This is a genomic window from Methylobacterium sp. J-030, assembly GCF_022829545.1.
In the GTDB taxonomy this organism is placed as follows: domain Bacteria; phylum Pseudomonadota; class Alphaproteobacteria; order Rhizobiales; family Beijerinckiaceae; genus Methylobacterium.
The window spans coordinates 42,033-64,876 of sequence record NZ_JAKSYM010000371.1 but is presented as its reverse complement, the minus strand read 5'-3'; the positions used below and the strand labels follow the sequence as shown (position 1 = coordinate 64,876).

The following is a 22,844-nucleotide window of genomic DNA, read 5'->3' as shown; positions in this document are numbered from 1 at the left end:
ACACGACGTGAGCAACGCAGACGCCTTCCACGACCAGGACGACCGCGCCCGCCACGAGCGGATCAAGGCGCCGCGTCCCTACCGCTTCGGCGCCAAGCGGATGATCGAGGGCCTGCCCGAGACGCTTCCCGATCCGGTCAGGGCCTATCTCGACATCCTGCCGGAGGGGCGCATCGTCGGCTTCCCGCTGGCGCCGCTCGATCGCACCGGCGTGCCGGTCTGGTTCGTTGCCCTGTTCCTCGACGATCCGTTCTTCGTCGGCGCCATGCCGTCCGGCATCGGCTACGGCGCAACCGACGACGAGGCGCTGATCGGCGCCGTCGCGGAGATCGCCGAGAACCTGATGCCCTCGCTCGCGGTCCTGCCACGGGCCAAGGAGCGGGCGAGCTACAACGACCTCGCCCGCGTCTACGGCGCGAAATCCGTCGCCGATCCGCTGACCCTCTGCCTGCCCGCCGGCTCCCCGGTCGACCGCGACACGGTGCTCGAATGGACGCCGACGGTCCGGCACGCCACGGGCGAGATCGTGCTGATGCCGCTCGACATCGCGGCCACCGACTATTTCGAGCTGTCCGAGGGCTACAAACCCTTCACCAACCTGATCACCAACGGCCTCGGCGCTGGCCCCGACGTGCCCTTCGCCCTGGGACACGGCGTGCTGGAACTGCTCCAGCGGGACGGCAACGGCCTGCTGTTCCGGGCGTTGGACCAGGGCGTCATGCTCGACCTCGACGGCATCGGCCCGGAGAACGCCGCGATGCTGGCCCGGCTGGAGGCGCTCGGCATCCGGGCGCTGCCGAAATTCGCCACCGACCAGTTCGGCCTCACCAACCTCTACGTCGTCGGCTACGACGAGGATCCGGCGCGCACCCCGGCGCCGATCGCCCTCTCGGCCTGCGGCGAGGCCTGCGATCCGGACCGGGATCGGGCCTTGCGCAAGGCGCTCCTGGAGTTCCAGGCCGCCCGGGTCCGCAAGGCCTTCGGCCACGGCCCCCTCGACATGGCCGCCACCGTGACCCCGCCGGGCTACGTCGACGCGTTCATTCAAAAAGCGCTGCCCAGTCTGGATCTGGAGGAGAGCCGCGCCCTCCAGGCGATGCTCGAATGGATCGAGATGCCGGCCGCCGACCTGCGCGGGGTCCTCGCCGACACCGTCTATGCCCAGCGCAGCACCAAGCGCTTCTCGGATCTGCCCTCCACCCCGGCCGCCGACGGCCATGCCAGGGGGAAGATCGCCTGCGACCGTCTCTTGGAGGCCGGCTTCGACGTGCTCTACGTCGACTGCACGCCCCCCGGCGGCGGGGTCGGCGTCGTGAAGGCGATCGTGCCGGGGCTCGAGGTCGAGACCATGAGCTACTACCGGATCGGTGAGCGCAACACGAAGAAGCTCCTCGACCGCGGCCATCCGCTGATCAAGTTCGGCGCCGAGAGCGAGACCCTGCGTCCGGTGCGCCTGACCCCGGAGGCCCTGGAGCGGTTCGGCGGCCAGCCTCTGTTCGACGTGGCCCTGGCCGAGCGGATCGTCGGGCGCCACTATCCGCTCTACCGCGAGCCGGAATCGCACCACGCGCCGTTCCGCCTAGCCCAGCGGAAGGGGAGGGCGGCGTGACGCTCCGGTTCGCCTACAACACCAACGGCGCGGCCAACCACCGCCTCGACGACGCGCTCCACCTGATCAAGGCCGCGGGCTACGACGGCGTCGCGCTGACCCTCGACATCCACCACCTCGATCCCTTCGCCGAGACCTGGTCGGCGGAGGCCGGCCGGGTGGCGAGCCTGCTGGAGAAGCTGGAGCTGGCCTGCGTCATCGAGACGGGCGCGCGCTTCCTGCTCGATCCCTCCGCCAAGCACGAGCCGACACTCGTGACGGCCGACGGCGCGGGCCGCGCCCGGCGCGTCGGCTTCCTCAAGCGGGCGATCGAGATCGGCGCCATGCTCTCCGCCGAGGCGGTCTCGTTCTGGGCGGGCGTGCCGAAGCCCGGCGTCGATCACGGCGAGGCCCGGCGCTGGATGGAGGAGGGGCTGCACGCGGTCGCTTCCTTCGCCGCCGAATCCGGGGTGGTGCCCTGCCTGGAGCCCGAGCCCGGCATGCTGGTCGAGACGCTCGACGATTACGCCGCCCTCGCCATCCCGGGCCTGAAGCTCGCCCTCGATACCGGCCACTGCCTCGTCACCGGCGAGCGTGAGCCGGCGGCGGCGGTGCGGGAGTTTTCCAACCGGATCGGCACCGTGGCGATCGAGGACATGAAGCGCGGCAGCCATATCCATCTGCCTTTCGGCGAGGGCGACATGGACGTGCCGGGCGTCTTGGAGGCGCTGGAAGAGGTCGGCTTCGGCAAGCTGATCTGCGTCGAGCTGTCCCGCGAGAGCCACCGGGCCGACGTGATGATCCCGCAGGCGCTGGAATACCTCCGCGGCTGCCGCCGTCCGGGGCCGGTGCTGGCCGGCAAGCAGGAGACGCGGCGGCAATGGCAGTGAGGGCGGCAGCCCTGTCGGTCCAGGATGTCGGATCGATCTCGGGTCTTGAGCGGTACGGTCTGAACCCATTGCCGATGAACGGTCGGTCACGAGCATCCTTCCTACCCCCTCTGCGGGGGAGGGTGGCCCCCGAAGGGAGTCGGGTCGGGACGAAGTCCCGCAAGGGGGGAGCGCGGGTTCCGGATGAAGCGTGCCAGGTGACACATCCGCCAACGTCGCGCCGCCCCTCTCCCCCCCTGCTGCGCAGGGTACCCTCCCTCGCAGAGGGGGGAGGGAGGGCGCGTGCCAATGCTGAACCGCACGACCCGTTGAGGGGCGGTTACTGATGAGAATCCTCTTCCTCAGCCGCCGCTACTTTCCCGCCATATCCGGCATGAGCGTCTACGCGCAGAACCTCCTGCGCGAGCTCGCAGGTGCCGGCCACGACGTGACGATGATCTCGCAGTACCGCGGCGATGCCTTCGGTACCCGGGTCTACGGCGGCGGGCCGCCGCCGGCTGTGCCGGGGGTGCGGGTGATCGGCCTGGAGCAGCTCGGCGAGCAGACCACCGGCGATTTCGAGCGCGACATCGCCACCATGGTGGACGCCATCGCTCAAGAGCACGCCAACAAGCCCTTCGACATCCTGCACGCGCAGTACGGCTACCCGACCGGCTGGGCGGTGCTGCTCGCAGCGCGCAAGCTCGGGGTGCCGTGCGTGGTCTCGATCCAGGGCGGCGACGGCCACTGGGTCGGCTCCTGCTGTGAGACCCACCGCGTCGCCATGTGCGAAGTGCTGGCCCACGCCAACGCGCTGCTGATCGGCGGCGCCTCCTTCGTGGAGGAGGTCTGCGGGCGCCTCGGCTCGGACCCGGCCCGCTTCACCATCGTGCCCGGTGCGGTCGACACCGATCGGTTCGCGCAAGGGACACCCGACGGGCTGCCGGCGCCCCATGCCGGGCCGGTGCGCCTGTTCTACCACGGCCGGGTCGATCGCCGGAAAGGCGTGCTCGACTTCATCGAGGCCCTGGCGCTCCTGCGCGCGCAAGGCGCGCCCTTCGCCGCCACCATCTCGGGGATCGGGCCCGACGTGGACCCGGCCAAGGCGCTCGCCGCGGAGCACGCCTTCTCGGAGCGCGAGATCGCCTTCACGGGCTATGCCGACTACGGCTCCGTGCCCGATCTCTACCGCCGCGCCGACGTGTTCGTCTCGCCGACCTACGCCGAGGGTTTTTCCAACACGATCCTGGAGGCGCTGGCGGCCGGCCTCGCTACGGTCTCGTGCCACGCGGTCGGCGTCTCGGACTGCCTGCGCGACGGCGAGAACGGCCTGCTGGTCGACCCGGGCGACGTCCCGGCACTGGCGTCTGCGCTCACCCGGATCATCACCGACGCCGATCTGCGGCGCCGCATCGCGCGCACTGGCCTTGAGGAGTGCCGGCGGGTCTATTCGTGGCATGCGGTCGGGCGCCAGATCATGGAGGTCTACGCGCGGGTGCGGGGCGAGGCGCCGGCCACCGATTTCGCGGAGGACCTCCCCTTCGATCCGACCTGCCGCTTCCGCGCCGAGCCGCATCTGCTCTGAGGCCCGGTCACCCCATGCCCACCGCGCTCGCCCTCTCCCCCCATCTCGACGACGCGGCCTTCTCCTGCGGCGGCCTCCTGGCGCGGCTCGCGCAGGGCGGATGGCGCGTCGTGATGGCGACCCTGTTCACCGGCAGCGTCGCCGATCCGAAGGGCTTCGCGCTCGCCTGCCAGCTCGACAAGGGCTTGCCGGCCGAGATCGACTACATGGCGCTGCGCCGGGACGAAGACGCCGAGGCCGCTGCCGCGCTCGGCATCGCCCCGCCCGTGCACCTGCCGTTCCGGGAGGCGCCGCACCGGGGCTACGGCGCGGCATCGGAGCTGTTTTCCGAGACACGGGCCGATGACGGCATTGCAGCCGACCTCGCCCCCGCCATCGCGGACCTGATCGCGGAGAAAAATCCCGATCTCCTCCTCGCGCCGCAGGCGATCGGCGGCCATGTCGACCACGTCCAGGCGGTCCGGGCGCTGCGCGGCCTCGATCCGCGAACCCCGATCCTGTGGTGGCGCGACTTTCCCTACACGGTGCGCGAGGCCGCGCCCCGGGAACCGCTCGCCGCCCTGTTCGCCGAGCTTCCCGGGCGGACTGTGACCCTCGGTCCGGATGCTCAGGCCCGGAAGCGCGCCGCCTGCGCGGCCTATGCCAGCCAGATCGGCTTCCAGTTCGGCGGCCCGGCGGGCCTCGACGCGCGGCTTGCCCGGGAGAATGGCATCGAGCGGTTCCGCCTCTCGGGCCGGCTCGGCGCCGCGATCCCCGGCCTCGATGCCGGCTGAGCCGCTTGCGCCGAAATCGCTGGCCGATCCGGATGCCCTGGCGGCCCGCCGCGCGCTGATCGCGGCGCCTCACATCGCGCCGATCCGGACGCTCGCGGTGCGGATCTCCGCCGAGCGCGGCGCCCCGGTGCCCATACCCGATCCGCTGGACGGCGGGGTCGGCGCGCGAATGCTGCTCCTGCTGGAGACGCCCGGCCCGGCGGTGCTGCGCACCGGCTTCGTCACCCGTGACAGCGCGAACGGCACCGCCGCCAACCTGTTCCGCTTCCTCGCCGAGGCCGGCATCGCCCGGGCCGACACCTTGATCTGGAACGCCGTGCCGTGGCTGATCCACCAGGAAGGTGCCCTCAACCGGGCGCCCCGCCGGGCCGAGGTCGCGGCGGCCACGCCCTACCTGGCACCGCTCCTCGACCTGCTGCCGCGCCTCGCCGTGGCGGTCCTGGCCGGCCGCTACGCCGGCGAGGCGGCGTCAGCGATCGCGGCCCTACGTCCCCGCCTGCCGGTCATCCGGATCCCACATCCCAGTCCGACCTATGTCTGCACGTCGCCGGAGGTGCCGGCCCGGATCCGGCGCGGCCTGTCGGAGGCGGCCGCGCTGCTCGATGGGGCAACCGCCTGAGCATAGAACGTCCGTTCCGGCGGCAACTTCCCTGGCCTTGCGCGGATGTTCGGCCTACATGCGAGGCAACCGGCCGCGGTCCGGGACCATCCGGCGCGGGCCCATGGCCTTCGGCCGGGCCGCGCAGCCGGTAGGGCGGACGCCGAACGGCATGAAGTTTCCATGAACTTTCAGGGACAGCACCGGAAGCCGGCCGAGCCGGCCGAACCGGTCCAGCAGGAGGCCGCAGCCGCAGGCCGCAAGAGCCGGCGCAGCCGCTATGCCTGGATCGGCACGGCCGCCAGTATCGTGCTGTTCGCGGTCTCCCTCGGCGTGTTGTGGAAGCTCGTCCAGAGCGTGAGCTGGGCCGAGGTGCGCACCGCGATCACGGCGGCCACCGCCAGGCAACTCGGCCTCGCCTTCCTGTTCGTCGGCATCAGCTACCTGTTCCTCACCGGCTACGACGCGCTGGCCCTGCGCCAGCTCAAGATCAAGGTGCCCTATCGGATCACCGCGCTCGCCTCGTTCACGAGCTACGCGGTGAGCTTCACCCTGGGCTTCCCGCTGCTGACCGCCGGCACCATCCGTTACTGGATCTATGCCCGGCAGGGCCTGACCACCGCCAAGATCGCGGCGCTCACGGTGATCGCCGGCTTCACCTTCTGGCTCGGCATGGGCGTGGTCCTGGGCCTCAGCCTGATCATCGAGGCCGGGCAGCTCGCCGGGCTCGCCTTCACGTCGATCCGGATCAACCAGACGGTGGGGCTCGTCGCGCTCACCCTGGTGCTGGGCTACCTCGCCTGGGTCTCGGCCAAGAAGCGCAGCATCACCGTCAAGCACTGGCGGCTGGAGCTGCCCGGCGCCTCGGTGTCGATCGGCCAGATGCTGGTCGGCATCGGCGATGTCTGCGCGGCGGCGGCGGTGCTCTACGTCCTGCTGCCGCAGGAGACGACCCTCGGCTTCACCACCTTCCTGGCGATCTACGTGCTCGCCGCCATGCTGGGCATCGCGTCGAACGCGCCGGGCGGCATCGGGGTGTTCGAGGCCACCGTGCTGCTCGCCCTGTCGAGCCTGCCGCGCAACGAGGTGCTGACCTCGCTGCTGCTGTTCCGCGGCTGCTATTACGTGGTGCCGTTCGTGACCGCCCTGGCGATGCTCGGCCTCTACGAGATCGTGAAGCGCGCGGGCGGCGCGCGCGATCCCGGCCCTCCGGAGGGCACCGCCGGCCCCTCGGGCCGGACGTGGCGCGACGAGGCCGGTCCGCGATGACGGGACCGGACGGCCCGCCATGTCCGAGCGCCTGCGCAATTCACCGGCCTGGACCGGCGCCACGATCGCCGCGTGTGTCTTCGGCCTCGCCGTCGCGCTGGCCGGGGGCCTCGACCTTCCGCTGATCCTTGCGGGACTCGGCGCGATCTGCCTCGGCGGCTGGCTCGGCGGGCGCGGCCCGGCCAAATCGCCGCCGCGGCCCGCTGCGGCCACGCAGCGCCACGCGGTGGCCGAGGCGCTGCTCGCCCACGTGCCCGATCCGGTCATCCTCGTGGACCGGCGCACCTTGGTGGTGGAGGCCAATCCCGCTGCCCGGGCGCTGCTGCCGGCTCTGCACCATGCCCGACCCCTCTCCTTCGCGCTCCGCGACCCGGAAGTCCTCGACGGCATCGAGGCGGTCCTGAGTTCGGGCATGCCCCGACGGGTCGCCCTCTCGACCCGGGTGCCGCTGGAGCGGACCTTCGAGGTGCAGATCGGCGCCCTGCCGATGCCCGACGGGTCGGGCCTGAGTGCGGTCCTGTTCCTGCGCGACCTCACCTCGGCCCGGCGGCTGGAGGCGATGCGGGTCGATTTCGTCGCCAACGCGAGCCACGAGCTGCGTACCCCCCTCGCCACCCTGATCGGCTTCATCGAGACCCTGCAGGGGCCCGCCCGCGAGGATGCCACGGCGCGCGAGCGCTTCCTGGAGATCATGCGGGTCCAGGCGCTGCGGATGACGCGGCTGATCGATGACCTCCTGTCGCTCTCGCGCATCGAGCTGCGCGAGCATGTGGCACCCACCGGCGTGGTCGATCTCGGGGTGCTCGCCCGCCAGATGGTCGATGCCCAGGGGCCGCCCGCCCAGGCGAGGGGGGCCGCGATCCGGTTCGAGGACGGCGACGGTCCCTATCGCGTCGCCGGCGATCCCGACGAACTCGTCCGGGTGATCGAGAACCTGATCGAGAACGCCGTGAAGTACGGCGGTGGCCGGATCAGCGTCGGGCTGACCCGCGAGGAGGATCCCCGGCTCGGGCCGCGGATCGTCCTGTCGGTGGCGGATGACGGGCCGGGGATCGCGCCGGAGCACATCCCGCGGCTGACCGAACGGTTCTACCGGGTCGACGTCGCGTCGAGCCGGGCGCGCGGCGGCACGGGCCTGGGGCTCGCCATCGTCAAGCACAGCCTCAACCGCCACCGGGGACGGCTCACCATCGAGAGCACGGTCGGGCAGGGGACCGTGGTGCGCGTCAGCCTGCCGGAATATGGCGCGACGCCTGCGCGGCCGGCCGCCGATCAGGCCGCGCCCGGATAGGGTCCGATTCCGAGCCCCGCCTCGACGCGCCCGATCCAGGCCCGGATGGCGGGATACTCCGCGAGATTGAAGCCGCCCTCGTGGGCCATGCGGGTATAGGCCACGAGGGCCACGTCGGCGAGGCTGAGGACGTCGCCCGCCAGGAAGGCGGAGCGTACGAGCGTCCCCTCCATCAGCCGCAGGGCATCGGCACCGCGCTCGGCGAGCTTGGGGTCGAGCGTGTCCGGAGACCGCTTGAGGTAATGGAGCTGGTAGCGGCGGACCGCGATGTAGGGCTCGTGGCTGTACTGCTCCCAGAACATCCATTGCAGCATGCGGGCGCGCCCGAAGGCCGCCTGCGGGATCAGGGCGGAGCCCTCCGCGAGGTGGATGATGATGGCGTTCGATTCCGACAGCACGGCGCCGTCGGGGAAGACCACGATCGGCACCCGGCCGGCGGGGTTGAGCGCTAGGAACTCGGGCCTGCGCGTCCCGCCGCCCGGCACGTCCACGTCGCGCCACGTCGCCGGGAGGCCGAGATGGGCGGCCACCCACTTGACCTTCAGGCAGTTCCCGGAGCCCGGATCGCCGTAGATGGTCAACGGTTCGGCCATGATGATCCCTGATTCCGGTGTTTGCGGAAGCTTGGCCCAAGGCGGGTGAACGCACAACAAGCGACAGGGGCGCCGCGCATACCGGACCCTTGACCTGTTGTGTCGACGAATCCCCATCTGAGGGACCATGAACACAGCGCTCCGATCCACCCCGGCCCCCCTGGCGCTGAACCTCCCCGTCGAGGGGATGTCCTGCGCCTCCTGTGTCGGCCGGGTCGAGCGGGCGCTGTCGGCGTTGCCGGGAGCCCGCGACATCGCCGTCAACCTCGCCACCGGCCGGGCGAGCCTCGTCCTCGGCGGGCAGGCCGGCCCGGTCGAGGCCGCGGCGGCGCTGGCGGATGCGGGATACCCGGTGCCCGAGGCCCAGACCCTTCTGGTCATCGAAGGGATGTCGTGCGCGTCCTGCGTCGGCCGGGTCGAACGCGCGCTCGGTGCGGTGCCGGGCGTGAACGGCGCCAGCGTCAACCTCGCGACGAGCCGCGCCGCGATCCGCCATCCCGAAGGGCTGGTGGCGATCCAAGACCTGGTGGCCGCCGCAGACGATGCGGGCTACGAAGCGCGGCCCGTCGATACCGCCGCATCCGTCGATCCCGCGGCCCGCCGCGCCGAGGAGGGCCGGGCGCTGCGCCGCGACCTGATCGCGGCGGCGCTCCTCTCCGCGCCCGTGGTGATCCTCGACATGGGCGGCCATGTTCTGCCCGGCGATGTCTTGCACGCCGGGTCCGCGGCGGCCCTCATCCAGGCGGCGCTGGCGACCCTGGTCCTCGCCGGGCCGGGCCGACGCTTCTTCCTGCGCGGGGTGCCGGGCCTGCTCCGCGGGCATCCCGACATGAACGCCCTGGTCGCCCTGGGGGCGGGCGCCGCCTACCTGTATTCCCTGGTGTCGACCCTGGCCCCGGGCCTCCTGCCCGCGGGGGCGGCGCATCTCTACTTCGAGGCGAGCGTGCTGATCGTCACGCTCATCCTGCTCGGCCGGACCCTGGAGGCGCGGGCCAAGGGCCGGACGGGTCAGGCCATCGCCCGGCTGATGGACCTCGCGCCGAAGACGGCCCGGGTGGTGCGCGACGGCGTTGAAGTGGAGGTGCCGCTCGCCGGGCTCCGCCTCGGCGACGTGGTCCGGGTGCGTCCCGGCGAACGCGTCGCCGCCGACGGCGTGGTGGTCGCCGGCACGAGCGCCGTCGACGAGAGCATGGTCACCGGCGAGCCGGCCCCGGTGCGCAAGGCCGCAGGCGACCGGACGGTCGGCGGCACCCTCAACGGCCGCGGCAGCTTCGACCTGAAGGTCGATGCCGTGGGCGGCGCCACCGTGCTCGCCCAGATCACCGCCCTGGTGGAGCGGGCCCAGGGCGGCAAGCTGCCGATCCAGGCGCTGGTCGACCGCGTGACCGGCCGCTTCGTGCCGGCGGTGATCGGGCTCGCCGCTCTGACCTTCGTCGGATGGCTGCTGCTGGGGCCGGCGCCCGCCCTGGGGACGGCGCTCGTCAACGCCGTGGCGGTTCTGATCATCGCCTGCCCCTGCGCGATGGGCCTCGCCACCCCGACCGCCATCATGGTCGGCACCGGCCGGGCGGCGGCACGGGGCGTGCTGTTCCGCGACGGGGCCGCCCTCCAGCGCCTGCGCGACGTGCGGGTCGTCGCCCTCGACAAGACCGGCACCCTGACCGAGGGCCGCCCCCGCCTCACCGATCTCGTCGCCCGGCCCGGCCTCGCCGAGAACGAGCTGCTGGCGCTCGCCGCCGGCCTGGAGACCCGCTCCGAGCACCCGCTGGCCGGCGCCGTCGTGGCGGCGGCACGCGCGCGCGGCTTCGCCGTGCCGGAGCCGGACCGCTTCGAGGCCACGGAGGGGTTCGGCGTCTCCGGCCGGGTTTCGGATCGGGATGTGGTACTCGGCGCCCCGCGCTTCCTCGACCGGCTCGGCATCGCCCAAGATCCGAATCTCGCGGCGCAGGCCGGGCAGCTGGCTGCGGACGGCCGAAGCCCCATCCACCTCGTCCTCGACGGTCGTCACGCCGCCGTGCTGGCGGTGGCCGATCCCGTGAAGGCGGGCGCCCGGGAGGCGGTGGCTGCGCTGAAGGCCCGGGGCCTCTCGGTCGCGATGGTGACGGGCGACGATCCCGGTGCCGCCGCCGCCGTCGCCCGGAGCCTGGGCATCGCCATCGTGGCGGCCGGGGTTCTGCCGGGCGGGAAGGTCGAGGCGGTCCAGCGGTTCCGGGCGGAGCACGGGCCCGTGGCCTTCGTGGGCGACGGCATCAACGACGCGCCGGGGCTGGCCGAGGCCGATGTCGGGCTCGCCATCGGCACGGGCACCGACATCGCGGTCGACAGCGCCGACGTGGTGCTGATGTCCGGATCTCTCGACGCCCTGGTGGAGGCGCTGACGATCTCCCGGGCGGTGATGGCCAATATCCGCCAGAACCTGTTCTGGGCCTTCGCCTACAACACCGCGCTGATCCCGGTCGCGGCGGGCGTGCTGGTGCCGTTCGGCGGGCCGGCCCTGTCGCCGATCCTGGCTGCGGGCGCCATGGCGTTCTCCAGCGTGTTCGTCCTCGGCAACGCCCTGCGTCTGCGGCGGGCGGGCGGCCTGGCGGCCCGTCCAGGCGCCGCCTGAGCGCGGCGGCTCACTCGCGCCGGATGCGCCAAGCCCGGAGAGCCGAGCCGCCCGGCAGGCCGGTGACCGGCGTGAGCCAGTCCGGGGCCGGCACGGTGCCGCGGGCCAGGTCCGCGGCGAAGGGCGCCGGTCCGCCGGCCTGGCCCCCGTCGAGGGCGGCGGTGCAGAGCAGCAGGTAGTCAGCGCCGCGCGCTTGGGCGATCTGCCGCAGCGTGTCCTCCGACCCCTCCGAGGCCTCGATCGCCGCGCGCATCCCCACGAGGTTGCGGTGATAGGGGGCGCCGACGACCGCGTGGCGGGTCATCAGCAGCAGGGCCGGCCCGAGATCGATGCTGCCGAGCACGAGCCCGGGCGGGAGCCGGTCGAGGGCCGCGTAGTCCGCGGGCGCCGTGCAGGTTCGCCAGTTGGACGCGGCCCCGGTCTGCGCTCCGATGGCGGCCGGGGCCAGGAGGCCGGCCGGCTGTGCGGTGACGAAAGCCCAGGCCTTGCTCAGCATCGCCATCGCCAGCAGAACCAGCGCCAGCCGGTGCAGGCCTGATCCGGGCATCCGCAGCGCCACGATGGCGCGATCCAGCGCGATCGCGCCGAGCAGCGGCACGAAGGCCCCGGCGACGTACATGCCCCGCATCTGCCCGAGGGCGATCAGCGCGGCCGGGACGATCAGCGCCGCCACCACGATGAAGAAGCGCCGCCGGTCCGGCGCCCGCTCGCGCAGCGCCATCACGACCGCGTAGAGGGTCGCGACCAGGATCGGCATGATGGTGGGGAGCGCGACATCCGGCTCGCTGCGCAGGAACTGCGGGAAGCTGCGCATCTCGTCCACTTGGTCGAGCCAGGACGTGCGCACGAGGTCGTCCATGCCGGCAAACGGGCCCGAGAGGCAGGCGGGCGCGATCGTGAGGAATCCGGCCGCCATCCCGGCGCCGACGAGGGCGGTGAGTGCGCAGCGCGTAGTCCGGCCCATGCCGCCCCTCTCGGCCAACAGGGCCGCTCCGCCGATCGCGGCGGCACCGGCCGCCAGCAGGAGCCAGGGCGGGGACAGGGCGTCGCAGGCCGGCACGGTCCAGAGGGAAGGCGCCGTCTGGAGGCCGAACAGCAGGACGCTCGCCCCGAACAGGCCGGCCCCGTAGCCCGCGAGCATCCTAGAGGCGCGTTCGCCAAGGCGCAGCCAGTCGGCCAGGACGATGAGGCCGGCCGCCGCGATGACCGGCAGGGTCTCGAGCCCGATCGCCAGCGACAGGCCGGCGACGACCCCGGCGAGGAGACCGCGCCGCATCCGCCGGTCCGGATCCGCCAGCGCCAGGGCGATCGCCAGCACGGCGCAGAGCTGCGCGTTGTGGTGGTCGATCCGCCCGAAGCGGAACACGTTCAGGAATACGGCGGCCTGCGGCGCGACGAACAGGACCAGCAGGGCCACACGCCACCCGAACAGGCGGCGCATCCCGAGGCCGGCGACCGCGCCGTAGAGGAGGAACAGCAGGACGGGCCACGTTGCCACCGCGGCGGCCTCCGCCGCTTTCGCGCCGAGGAGCGGGGTGAAGGCCAGGATGAGCCCCGCGATCGGAAGATCGATCAGGCGCGACCAGTGCGATGCGATGCCCGCCGGGGGCAGCATCCGGTGCTGCACGGCGTCGAACCAGCCCTGGCCGGCCAGGAGGTCGCGCACGCCGACGAGGCGCATCATGTCGTCGGTGTCGGGCAGGCTCAACCCGTCGAGGACCGGCGCGAGGCTGCGCGGATCGTAGAGACCGAACAGGGCGACCAGAACCAGCACGATCAGCAGCGCCGGGCTGTCGAAGGGCGAGCGGCCGGCTTGCGCGCGGCGCGGCGGCGTTCCGACGAGGCTGCTCATTCACGGATCCCGGGCTCGGCGGGATCGTGGCATCTGAGGCTTACCGGGGCGTGAATTGGTGTGTCTGGCGGCCCGAGCCGCGGATATGGGGACGTCTCGAATTCAGGCGTGCGGATTCGCCCCGGCACCAAGCAGCGGCCCCATAAGCCCACCGCTCTCCCACCGCTCGACGCCCCCGTGGCGGGAGCAGGTCCCGCTCCGGGTATGGCTGAAGCTCCAGGTGCCGTCGCGGCACTTGGCCGAGGCGCCCTCCGGCTTGGCACCATCGAGCGATTTCGCCGGCCCGTGGACGTCACAATCGTCCCGCCGGCTGCGGTAGTGCTGGTGGCTTTCCAGCCCCGACTCGTCCGGTTGGAAACAGGCGCGGGCCAGGGCGGCATCCGGGACGCCGAGCGAGATCCACGCCGTCGCGGCCAGGGCCGCCAGAGGGAGGGCGAACCCGGGATCGATGCGCATCGCGGCGCCTCAATCCCGGAAGAAGCGGCCGGCGACGTAGTGGCGCCCCCGGCGGTTGGTCCTCCATTCCGAGCGCGGATGGCAGTGCCGCGGATGGCCGTGGCAGCCCCTTGCGTTGAGCATACCGGGCGTCGCCGACGCCGGTGCGGCGGGCAGCAGCAGCGGTGCAGCAAGAGCGACCAGGAACAGCAGCACGGATCTGCGCATGGATGCATCCTCAAGTTGAGGATCGCGACCCTATTGCACCTTGACCATAAGTCGAGTCAGTTGAAGTGCCTAACGCAATGGTTGAAGCCCGGGCGCGCCGTCAGGCCTCTTGGGCCCAAGCGCGGCCGTTGACGCCGGCTCTGGCCCCGGCTTTGCTGGTCACTGAAGATCCACAGGCGCCGAGAGTTCCGACCCGATGCCCGTTCTCGAACGGATCCGCGATCTCGCCGACACGATGACGGCCTGGCGGCACGACCTGCACGCCCATCCCGAACTGCTCTACGATGTCGAGCGGACCGCGGGGTTCGTGGCCGAGAGGCTCCGGTCGTTCGGCTGCGACGAGGTCGTCACCGGTATCGGCCGGACCGGGGTGGTGGGCGTGATCCGCGGCAAGGGCCGCGCGTCCAACCGCGCCATCGGCCTGCGCGCCGACATGGATGCGCTACCGATCCAGGAGGTGCGCGATCTGACCTACCGCTCCACCGTGCCGGGCAAGATGCACGCCTGCGGCCATGACGGGCACACCACGATGCTGCTCGGCGCCGCACGATACCTCGCCGAGACCCGCGATTTCGATGGTGCCGCCGTGCTGATCTTCCAGCCCGCCGAGGAGGGCGGCGGTGGTGGCGAGGCGATGGTCGAGGATGGCCTGATGGAGCGGTTCGGCATCGAATCGGTCTACGGGATGCACAACATCCCCGGCATGGCGGTCGGCACCTTCGCGATCCGGCCCGGGCCGATCATGGCCTCCACCGACCGGTTCACCCTCACCATCGAGGGACGAGGCGGCCACGCGGCCCTGCCGCAGAACGCCGTCGACAGCGTGCTGGTGGGAAGCCACGTGATCATCGCCCTGCAGAGCATCGTGGCGCGAAACCTCGATCCGCTCCAATCGGCGGTGGTGTCGGTCTGCGCGCTCGATGCCGGCGAGGCGTTCAACGTGCTGCCGCAGACTGTGACCATGCGGGGCACGATGCGCACGCTCTCCCAGGAGGTCCGGAGCCAGATCAAGGCGCGCATCGAGACGCTGGTGGCGGAGATCGCGGCGGGCTTCGGCGCCACGGGGGTGACCGAGTTCGGGGCAAGCTACCCGGTCACCGAGAACCACCCTGCCGAGACGGATTTCATGGCCGATGTCGCGGAGGCGCTGGTCGGCGGGGAGAACGTCGACCGGGCGGTGGCGCCGATGATGACCGCGGAGGATTTCTCCTACATGCTCGGCCGCCGCCCCGGTGCCTACATGTTCATCGGCAACGGCGACAGTGCCTCGCTCCACCACCCGCATTACGACTTCAACGACGCCGCCGCGCCCTACGGGGCGTCCCTGTGGGCGCGGCTGGTCGAGACGGGGCTGCCGCTGACGGACTGAACGCGGCCGCGCCGCCACCCGGCGCTCTCAAACGGATCACCCGCCGTAGCGCGCCTTCAACAGCGCGTAGGTGAGCCGCGCGGTCTGGACCTCGCCGCCCTCCGGCCGGCCGGGCTTGGTCGAGGGGTTCCAGCCGTAGAGGTCGAAATGGCCGTGCGCCTTCGTCTTCGGCGCGAAGCGGCGCAGGAACAACGCCGCGGTGATCGCCCCCGCGAACGGGCCGCCCGAGACGTTGTTGAGGTCGGCGACCTTCGAGTCGAGCAGGCTCGCGTAGGGGGCGTGCAGCGGCATCCGCCAGACCGGATCGGCGGCGCTCCGGCCGGCCTCCGCCACGGAGGTCGCCAGGGCCTCGTCCTCGGTGAAGAAGGCCGGCAGGTCCGGCCCGAGCGCCACCCGGGCCGCGCCGGTGAGCGTCGAATAGTCGAGGAGCAGGTCGGGCGACTCCGCCTCGGCCAGCGCCAGCGCGTCGGCGAGGATCAGCCGGCCCTCCGCGTCGGTGTTGCCGATCTCGACGCTTAAGCCCGCCCGGCTCGGCAGCACGTCGCCCGGGCGGAAGGCGTTGCCCGAGACCGCGTTCTCCACCGCGGGGATCAGCACCCGCAGGCGAATTTTGATGCCGGCGCCCATCACCATGTCGGCGGCGGCGAGCGCCGCGGCGGCCCCGCCCATGTCCTTCTTCATCAGCAGCATCGCGGCGGACGGCTTGAGGTCGAGCCCGCCCGTGTCGAAGGCGACGCCCTTGCCCACCAGGGTCACGCGCGGCGCATCCTCCGGCCCCCAGGTCAGGTCGATGAGGCGCGGCGCCCGCGGCGAGGCCGCGCCCACCGCGTGGATCAGCGGAAACGCCCTCGCGAGCGCATCGCCTTCCGTGACCGCGACGGCGGCGCCATGGCGCCCGGCGAGGGACCGGGCGGCGTCCTCGATCTCGGCGGGGCCCATGTCGTTGGCGGGGGTGTTGATCAGGTCGCGGCCGAACGCCACCGCGGCGGCGATCCGCTCCACCTCGGCGGCGTCGATCCCGGCCGGCGCCGCGAGACGCGCCTTCGGGCCGTTGCCGGCGCGGTAGCGGCCGAAGCGGTAGCTGCCCATCAGCCACGCGAGGGCGGCCTCGGCGGGGTCGGGGGCGTTCTCCAGACGGAAGCTGCCCTCCGGCAGCAGCCCCGGCAACTTGCCGATGAGCAGCCGGTCGTAGGCCGCCGCCCCGGTGTCGCCGAGTCCGAACAGCACCCGGCCGAGCCCGCCATCCGCGTCGGGCAGCAAGGCGAGGCTTCCGGCCTTCGGCTTGAACCCGAGCGCCTCCGCGAAGCGCCGCTGGGCGGGCTCCAGGGCGGCCTGAACGTCGCCCCAGGATCCGGTGGAGACCAGCGTCACCGGCAGGGACTGCGCGTCGGCGGGCAGGAGGGCGGGGGTGGTCGGCTGGGTCTCGGCCTGGGGCATGGGCCTCTTGCGCGCTGGAGGGCTTAACCGGTGGTTAGGGTTAACGCTCTATCACCGGCCGGCCGGAGGGGTGAAGCACAGGCCCGCGCCCTCCGCCCGCCCGGAGGCGCCGCGTACCATGATGACCGCCCTGATCCGGATCGCCCGCCCTGAGGTTTCGGCTGGACGCCGCGCCGCGCTGGCGGCGGCCCTGCTGGCGCTGGGGCTCGCCGGGTGCAACACCTCCGGCCCCGAGACCACCGGCTCGATCGGGAACCGCCCGGGCACCACGCGCCAGGACGTCGAGGCCTTGGCCGAGCGCTTCAACGCCAATCCGGGCGACGGTCGCGCGGCGGTCGCCTATGCGAGGGCGCTCCGGGCCAACGACCAGATCAGCCAAGCCTCGGCGGTGCTGCAGCAGGCGGCCCTGCGCAACCCGAAGGACACGTTCCTGCTCGGTGCCTACGGAAAGTCGCTGGTCGAGGTCGGCCGCTACCGGGAGGCGATCGACGTTTTGGCCAACGCCCATTCCCCGGCCGCGCCCGATTGGCGCATCCTGTCGGCGCAGGGCTCGGCCTCGGCGCAACTCGGCGATCAGGTGCGGGCGCAGGGCTTCTACGAGGCCGCCCTCAAGATCCGTCCGAACGAGCCCTCGCTCCTGTCCAATCTGGGCCTGTCCTACGCCCTCTCGCGCAACCTCGATCAGGCCGAGCAGACCCTGCGGCTTGCCGTCGACCAGCCCGGAGCCGATGCGCGGGTGCGGGCGAATCTTGCCCTGGTGCTGGGGCTGAAGGGCCGCACCGCCGATGCCGAGGCGATCCTGCGCCGGGACATGAGCCCGGCCGAGGCCGCCGCCAACGTCGCCTCCCTGCGCAAGCTCGCCGCCGAGCCGAATCGGCTCAAGGCCCTGTCGAAAGTCGGGGTGCCGGGGTAGGGGTAGGGGTAGGGGTAGGGCGCTGCGTCTTTCCCTCCCTCCTCTGCGGGGGAGGGGAGCGCGCGTGCCTACCTGCGCCACTGCGTCCCCGACAGGAAAACGCACCTGTCATCGCGACCCGGTAGCGGCCAGATTCGAAAAGTTCTATATCCTCGCTTGGCTGCGCCGCGCGGCTCCACGGGCGTCCAAATCGCCCCCGCGCATCGTCTCCTGCCCGGGCACTCCCGGGGCGGCGCGCGCCCGTTGGGCGCTACACAGGCCGAACACAACTTCGTAGCGCAGGTCTTGCCTGTGCGTGTTCGACAACCCGCAGCGAGGATAGAACCAGCCGTGCCCTCACTCGACAGCTTCAAGGCCCGCCAGACGCTCCAAGCCGGTGGCAAGACCTACACCTACTATTCCATCCCCGAGGCCGAGAAGAACGGCCTCGCCTCCGCAGCCGCACTGCCCTTCTCGATGAAGGTGATCCTGGAGAACCTGCTGCGCTACGAGGATGACCGCTCGGTCAAGAAGGCCGACATCGCGGCCGCGGTCGGCTGGCTCGAGCAGAAGGGCAAGGCCGAGGTCGAGATCGCGTTCCGCCCCGCCCGCGTGCTGATGCAGGACTTCACCGGCGTGCCGGCGGTGGTCGATCTCGCCGCGATGCGCGACGCCATGGTGGCGCTCGGCGGCGACCCGCAGAAGATCAATCCGCTGGTGCCGGTCGATCTCGTCATCGACCACTCGGTGATCGTCGACGAGTTCGGCACCCCGAAGGCGCTGGCCGACAACGTCGCCCTGGAATACCAGCGCAACGGCGAGCGCTACACCTTCCTGAAGTGGGGCCAATCGGCCTTCGACAACTTTTCCGTCGTTCCCCCGGGCACCGGCATCTGCCACCAGGTGAATCTGGAATACCTGTCGCAGACCGTCTGGACGAAGGCCGAGGACGGGTCCGACGTGGCCTACCCGGATTCCCTGGTCGGCACCGATTCGCACACCACCATGGTCAACGGCATGGCGGTTCTCGGTTGGGGCGTCGGCGGCATCGAGGCCGAGGCAGCGATGCTCGGCCAGCCGCTCTCGATGCTGATCCCTGAGGTCGTGGGCTTCAAGCTGTCGGGTAAGCTGCCCGAGGGCACCACCGCCACCGACCTCGTGCTCACCGTCACCCAGATGCTGCGCAAGAAGGGCGTGGTCGGCAAGTTCGTGGAGTTCTACGGCCCCGGCCTCGACGACATGGCGGTCGCCGACCGGGCCACGATCTCCAACATGGCCCCCGAATACGGCGCGACCTGCGGCTTCTTCCCGGTCGACCAGAAGACCATCGACTTCCTGAAGGTCACCGGCCGGGCCGACGACCGGATCGCCCTGGTCGAGGCCTACGCCAAGGCGCAGGGCATGTGGCGCGACGCCAGCACGCCCGACCCGGTCTTCACCGACACGCTGGAACTCGACATGGGCGAGGTCAGGCCCTCGCTCGCCGGCCCGAAGCGCCCGCAGGACCGGGTGCTGCTCGACGGCGCGAAACCCGGTTTCGCCGCCTCGATGGAGACCGAGTTCAAGAAGGCCGCCGACCTCGCGCGCCGCTACCCCGTCGAGGGCACGAACTTCGACATCGGGCACGGCGACGTGGTGATCGCTGCGATCACGAGCTGCACCAACACGTCGAACCCCTCGGTGATGATCGGCGCGGGGCTGCTCGCCCGCAACGCCGTCGCCAAGGGACTGCGCTCCAAGCCGTGGGTGAAGACCTCTCTGGCGCCCGGATCGCAGGTGGTGGGCGAGTACCTGGAGAAGTCGGGGCTGCAGGAGCCCTTGGACGCGTTGGGCTTCAACCTCGTTGGCTTCGGCTGCACCACCTGCATCGGCAATTCCGGGCCGCTGCCGGAGGCGATTTCGAAGGCGATCAACGACAACGACGTGGTCGCCGCCGCGGTGCTCTCGGGCAACCGCAACTTCGAGGGCCGCGTGAACCCCGACGTGCGGGCGAACTACCTCGCCTCGCCGCCGCTGGTCGTCGCCTATGCGCTCGCCGGCTCGCTCCAGATCGACATCACCACCGAGCCGCTGGGTCAGGGGTCGGATGGCAAGCCGGTCTACCTCAAGGACATCTGGCCGTCCTCGGCCGAGGTGCAGCAGTTCATCGAGGAGAACATCACCTCGGCGCTGTTCAAGTCCCGCTACGCCGACGTGTTCGGCGGCGACCAGAACTGGAAGGACGTCGAGGTCACCGAGGCCGAGACCTTCGCGTGGAACCCGGGCTCCACCTACGTGCAGAACCCGCCCTACTTCGTCGGCATGGAGAAGACCCCGAAGCCGGTGGAGGACATCGCGGATGCCCGGATCCTCGGCCTGTTCCTCGACTCGATCACCACCGACCACATCTCGCCCGCGGGCAACATCCGCGCGGCCTCACCGGCCGGTGCGTACCTGCAGTCGCATCAGGTGCGCGTGCAGGACTTCAACCAGTACGGCACGCGTCGCGGCAACCACGAGGTGATGATGCGGGGCACCTTCGCCAACATCCGCATCAAGAACCAGATGGTGCGGGACGAGACCGGCACCGTGGTCGAGGGCGGGTGGACGCTGTTCCAGCCGTCCGGCGAGAAGATGTTCATCTACGACGCGGCGCAGAAATACGCCGAGCAGAGCACGCCGCTCGTCATCTTCGCCGGCAAGGAATACGGCACCGGCTCGTCGCGCGACTGGGCGGCGAAGGGCACGAAGCTGCTCGGCGTCCGCGCCGTGGTGGCCGAGAGCTTCGAGCGGATCCACCGCTCGAACCTCGTCGGCATGGGCGTGGTGCCGCTGGTGTTCCAGGGCGACACGTCCTGGCAGTCGCTGGGCCTGAAGGGCGACGAGACCGTCACCATCAAGGGGCTGGCCGGCGAGCTGAAGCCGCGCCAGACGCTGACCGCGGAGATCAAGTCCGCCGACGGCTCGGTGAAGCAGGTCCCGCTGACCTGCCGCATCGATACGCTCGACGAGCTGGAATATTTCCGCAACGGCGGCATCCTTCCTTACGTGCTGCGCTCGCTCGCGGCCTGAGCATCGCGACGGGCGGCCTGAGGGCCGCCCGATCGTTCCGAGGCAGCGCCCACCCGGCGCCGCCTTTTTTCGTGGGTCACATCGTGTGCTTTGCCTTGCGCACAACCTTGTTTTGCGCGCGCCGAACCCCATAACCCGGCTCCTGAAGCCAGGATGGGACACCGATGAAGAACCTCAGCAAGACCCTCGCCGCCGCCGGCCTGACGGCCCTCCTGTCGAGCGCGGCTTTCGCCGCCCAGGTCGAGCGCGTCCGCGGCACCATCGACAAGGCCGACGGCAGCACGGTCACGATCAAGACCGACGACGGCAAGTCCGAGACCGTCGACGTGAGCGGCGCTAAGTTCGCCTGGGTGGTCCCGTCGAGCCTCGACCAGATCAAGGATGGCGTCTTCATCGGCACCGCCACCAAGGGTGAGAACCCGATGACCGCCCTGGAGGTGGTCCTGTTCCCCGAGTCGATGCGCGGCACCGGCGAAGGCCATTACGGCTGGGATTCGATCACCGACCAGACGGCAGGCGCCGGATCGAAGGTGAAGAGTTCCATGACTAACGGCACCGTGAAGGCCGAGACCTCGAACGCCCCGAAGGTCAAGAGCGCGATGACCAACGGCACCGTGAAGGCCGACAAGGCAGCCTCGGGCGGCGAGCGCACCCTGACGGTGAGCTACGGCAAGGACGGCTCCAAGGAGATCGTGGTGCCGTCCTCGGCGCCGATCGTCGCCTTCGAGCCCGCCGACAAGGCGATTCTGAAGCCCGGTTCCAAGGTCTTCGCCGTGGTCGCCAAGGACGGCGCGAAGGCCGAGGGCAAGCTCGTGGCGGTCGGCAAGGACGGCCTGACCCCGCCGATGTAAGACGAAACGGCCCGCGCGACGATCCTCGTCCGCGGACCGCGCGCATTCGAGAAAAGGGCCCGGCGCGAACGCTCGCCGGGCCCTTGCGTGTCAGGCTTTCAGAGCAACCGTATAATCCGCTTCGGTCTTGCCACGGATCTCCTCCTCGGTGACGCCGTCGGCGAGCTCGATCAGCTTCATGCCGCCGTCGCCCTTCTTGTCGATCGCGAACACGCCGAGATCGGTGATCACGAGATCGACCACCTGGGTGCCGGTGAGCGGCAGGTCGCAGGCCTTGAGCAGCTTCGGGCTCTCGGTGCCGTCCTTGTTCTTGGCGACGTGCTCCATCACCACGACGACGCGCTTCACGCCCGCCACGAGGTCCATGGCGCCGCCCATCCCCTTCACCATCTTGCCGGGGATCATCCAGTTGGCGAGGTCGCCGTTGCCGGCCACCTGCATGGCACCGAGGATCGACAGGTTGATGTGCCCGCCGCGGATCATCCCGAAGGAATCGGACGAGGAGAAGTAGCTCGTCGTCGGCAGCGCGGTGATCGTCTGCTTGCCGGCGTTGATCAGGTCCGGATCCTCCTCGCCCTCGTAGGGGAAGGGACCCATGCCGAGCATGCCGTTCTCCGACTGGAGCTGCACCGACATGCCCTCGGGGATGTAGTTCGACACCAGCGTTGGGATGCCGATGCCGAGATTCACGTAGAAGCCGTCTTCCAGCTCCTTGGCGGCACGCGCCGCCATCTGCTCGCGGGTCCAGGCCATGGGGGTCTCCTCTCCCTCGATCAGTGGGTGCCGCCGCCGGCCGCCGCGGCCGGGGTGCTGTCGCCGCGCTTGCGCGTCGTGCGCTGCTCGATGCGCTTGTCGCGCACGCCCACGTCGATGATGCGCTTCACGAAGATGCCCGGCGTGTGGATCGTGTCCGGGTCGATCTCGCCCGGCTTCACGAGGTGCTCCACCTGCGCCACCGTCATCCTGGCGGCGGTGGCCATCATCGGGTTGAAGTTGCGCGCGGTCATCCGGTAGCGCAGGTTCCCCTCGGTGTCGCCGGTATGGGCGTGGACCAGGGCGAGGTCGGCGAACAGGCCGCGCTCCATCACGTAGTGCTCGCCGTCGAACTCCCGCACCTCCTTGCCCTCGGCAACCTTGGTGCCGACGCCGGTCTTGGTGAAGAAGGCCGGGATACCGGCGCCGCCCGCGCGGATCCGCTCGGCCAGCGTCCCCTGCGGGTTGAACTCGATCTCGAGCTCGCCGCCGAGATACTGGCGGGCGAATTCCTTGTTCTCGCCGACATAGGACGAGATCATCTTGGCGACCTGCCGCGTGTCGAGGAGCTTGCCGAGGCCGACGCCGTCGATGCCGGCATTGTTCGACACGACCGTGAGACCCTTGACGCCCGAGAGGCGGACCGCCTCGATCAGCGCGTCCGGGATGCCGCACAGGCCGAAGCCGCCGCACATCACCATCATGTCGTCGTGCAGGAGGCCGGCGAGCGCCGCTGCGGCATCCGAGTGGACCTTCTTCATCGAACTTCCTTTCCACGCCGGACGAGACCGGCCGCACCCGG

At 71.1% G+C, this 22,844-nt stretch carries 19 protein-coding genes; 12 read left to right on the top strand and 7 right to left on the bottom strand.

Features of this window, described 5'->3' with window-relative positions; translation table 11 throughout:
• Nucleotides 1-7: 7 nt before the first annotated feature.
• The 7 genes from MKK75_RS30190 (at nt 8) to MKK75_RS30160 (ending at nt 7,973) form a co-directional block, all read left to right on the top strand.
• Nucleotides 8-1,609 (top strand): YcaO-like family protein, encoded by a 1,602-nt coding sequence (locus MKK75_RS30190; RefSeq protein ID WP_244046171.1) that lies wholly within the window; start codon nt 8-10, stop codon nt 1,607-1,609.
• Nucleotides 1,606-2,478, top strand: a complete 873-nt coding sequence (locus MKK75_RS30185) for a sugar phosphate isomerase/epimerase family protein (protein ID WP_244046170.1) — start codon at nt 1,606-1,608, stop codon at nt 2,476-2,478. Before MKK75_RS30190 ends, MKK75_RS30185 begins: the two co-directional genes overlap by 4 nt.
• A gap of 325 nt (nt 2,479-2,803) precedes the next feature.
• Nucleotides 2,804-4,042, top strand: coding sequence for a glycosyltransferase family 4 protein (locus MKK75_RS30180; protein ID WP_244046169.1), 1,239 nt, complete (start codon nt 2,804-2,806; stop codon nt 4,040-4,042).
• A gap of 14 nt (nt 4,043-4,056) precedes the next feature.
• Nucleotides 4,057-4,815: a PIG-L deacetylase family protein gene (locus MKK75_RS30175; protein WP_244046168.1), complete on the top strand. Its 759-nt coding sequence runs from the start codon at nt 4,057-4,059 to the stop codon at nt 4,813-4,815.
• Nucleotides 4,805-5,434 (top strand): uracil-DNA glycosylase, encoded by a 630-nt coding sequence (locus MKK75_RS30170; protein WP_244046167.1) that lies wholly within the window; start codon nt 4,805-4,807, stop codon nt 5,432-5,434. The genes MKK75_RS30175 and MKK75_RS30170 overlap by 11 nt, the downstream gene beginning before the upstream one ends.
• A gap of 162 nt (nt 5,435-5,596) precedes the next feature.
• Entirely contained in the window at nt 5,597-6,682 is a 1,086-nt protein-coding gene (locus MKK75_RS30165; protein ID WP_244046166.1) for a lysylphosphatidylglycerol synthase domain-containing protein, read from the top strand.
• A gap of 19 nt (nt 6,683-6,701) precedes the next feature.
• Nucleotides 6,702-7,973 carry an ATP-binding protein gene (locus MKK75_RS30160; protein WP_244046165.1) on the top strand — a complete coding sequence of 424 codons (1,272 nt, stop codon included), beginning with the start codon at nt 6,702-6,704 and terminating at the stop codon, nt 7,971-7,973.
• Here MKK75_RS30160 and MKK75_RS30155 read toward each other — a convergent pair.
• Nucleotides 7,955-8,566, bottom strand: coding sequence for a glutathione S-transferase family protein (locus tag MKK75_RS30155; protein ID WP_244046164.1), 612 nt, complete (start codon nt 8,564-8,566; stop codon nt 7,955-7,957). The two genes, MKK75_RS30160 and MKK75_RS30155, sit on opposite strands and share 19 nt — an antisense overlap.
• Before the next feature lie 127 nt (nt 8,567-8,693).
• Between MKK75_RS30155 and MKK75_RS30150 the strand changes: the two genes are divergently transcribed.
• Complete coding sequence (locus tag MKK75_RS30150; protein ID WP_244046163.1) at nt 8,694-11,174, top strand: heavy metal translocating P-type ATPase; 2,481 nt, start codon at nt 8,694-8,696, stop codon at nt 11,172-11,174.
• A 10-nt stretch (nt 11,175-11,184) separates the two neighbouring features.
• Here the strand turns inward: MKK75_RS30150 and MKK75_RS30145 are convergent, their stop codons facing one another.
• The 3 genes from MKK75_RS30145 to MKK75_RS30135 form a co-directional block, all read right to left on the bottom strand.
• Nucleotides 11,185-13,026 carry a hypothetical protein gene (locus MKK75_RS30145; RefSeq protein ID WP_244046162.1) on the bottom strand — a complete coding sequence of 614 codons (1,842 nt, stop codon included), beginning with the start codon at nt 13,024-13,026 and terminating at the stop codon, nt 11,185-11,187.
• A gap of 102 nt (nt 13,027-13,128) precedes the next feature.
• Entirely contained in the window at nt 13,129-13,482 is a 354-nt protein-coding gene (locus MKK75_RS30140; RefSeq protein WP_244046161.1) for a DUF3761 domain-containing protein, read from the bottom strand.
• A 9-nt stretch (nt 13,483-13,491) separates the two neighbouring features.
• Nucleotides 13,492-13,689 (bottom strand): hypothetical protein, encoded by a 198-nt coding sequence (locus MKK75_RS30135; protein WP_244046160.1) that lies wholly within the window; start codon nt 13,687-13,689, stop codon nt 13,492-13,494.
• Nucleotides 13,690-13,885: 196 nt separating this feature from the next.
• Here MKK75_RS30135 and MKK75_RS30130 point away from each other — a divergent pair, with 196 nt between their 5' ends.
• Nucleotides 13,886-15,058 carry a M20 aminoacylase family protein gene (locus tag MKK75_RS30130; RefSeq protein ID WP_244046159.1) on the top strand — a complete coding sequence of 391 codons (1,173 nt, stop codon included), beginning with the start codon at nt 13,886-13,888 and terminating at the stop codon, nt 15,056-15,058.
• Nucleotides 15,059-15,094: 36 nt separating this feature from the next.
• Here the strand turns inward: MKK75_RS30130 and MKK75_RS30125 are convergent, their stop codons facing one another.
• Nucleotides 15,095-16,495 carry a leucyl aminopeptidase family protein gene (locus MKK75_RS30125; RefSeq protein ID WP_244046158.1) on the bottom strand — a complete coding sequence of 467 codons (1,401 nt, stop codon included), beginning with the start codon at nt 16,493-16,495 and terminating at the stop codon, nt 15,095-15,097.
• A 121-nt stretch (nt 16,496-16,616) separates the two neighbouring features.
• Here MKK75_RS30125 and MKK75_RS30120 point away from each other — a divergent pair, with 121 nt between their 5' ends.
• From MKK75_RS30120 to MKK75_RS30110, 3 genes are all read left to right on the top strand, one after another.
• Entirely contained in the window at nt 16,617-17,408 is a 792-nt protein-coding gene (locus tag MKK75_RS30120) for a CDC27 family protein (protein ID WP_409567632.1), read from the top strand.
• A 330-nt stretch (nt 17,409-17,738) separates the two neighbouring features.
• Nucleotides 17,739-20,438, top strand: coding sequence for an aconitate hydratase AcnA (gene acnA, locus MKK75_RS30115; RefSeq protein ID WP_244046156.1), 2,700 nt, complete (start codon nt 17,739-17,741; stop codon nt 20,436-20,438).
• 164 nt (nt 20,439-20,602) lie between these two features.
• The gene (locus MKK75_RS30110; protein WP_244046155.1) at nt 20,603-21,289 is read left to right on the top strand and encodes a metal ABC transporter permease; all 687 of its coding nucleotides are present in this window, start codon (nt 20,603-20,605) and stop codon (nt 21,287-21,289) included.
• A 90-nt stretch (nt 21,290-21,379) separates the two neighbouring features.
• Here the strand turns inward: MKK75_RS30110 and MKK75_RS30105 are convergent, their stop codons facing one another.
• Both MKK75_RS30105 and MKK75_RS30100 read right to left on the bottom strand, forming a co-directional pair.
• The gene (locus tag MKK75_RS30105) at nt 21,380-22,042 is read right to left on the bottom strand and encodes a 3-oxoacid CoA-transferase subunit B (protein WP_244046154.1); all 663 of its coding nucleotides are present in this window, start codon (nt 22,040-22,042) and stop codon (nt 21,380-21,382) included.
• 20 nt (nt 22,043-22,062) lie between these two features.
• The gene (locus MKK75_RS30100) at nt 22,063-22,803 is read right to left on the bottom strand and encodes a CoA transferase subunit A (protein ID WP_244046153.1); all 741 of its coding nucleotides are present in this window, start codon (nt 22,801-22,803) and stop codon (nt 22,063-22,065) included.
• Nucleotides 22,804-22,844 lie beyond the last annotated feature (41 nt).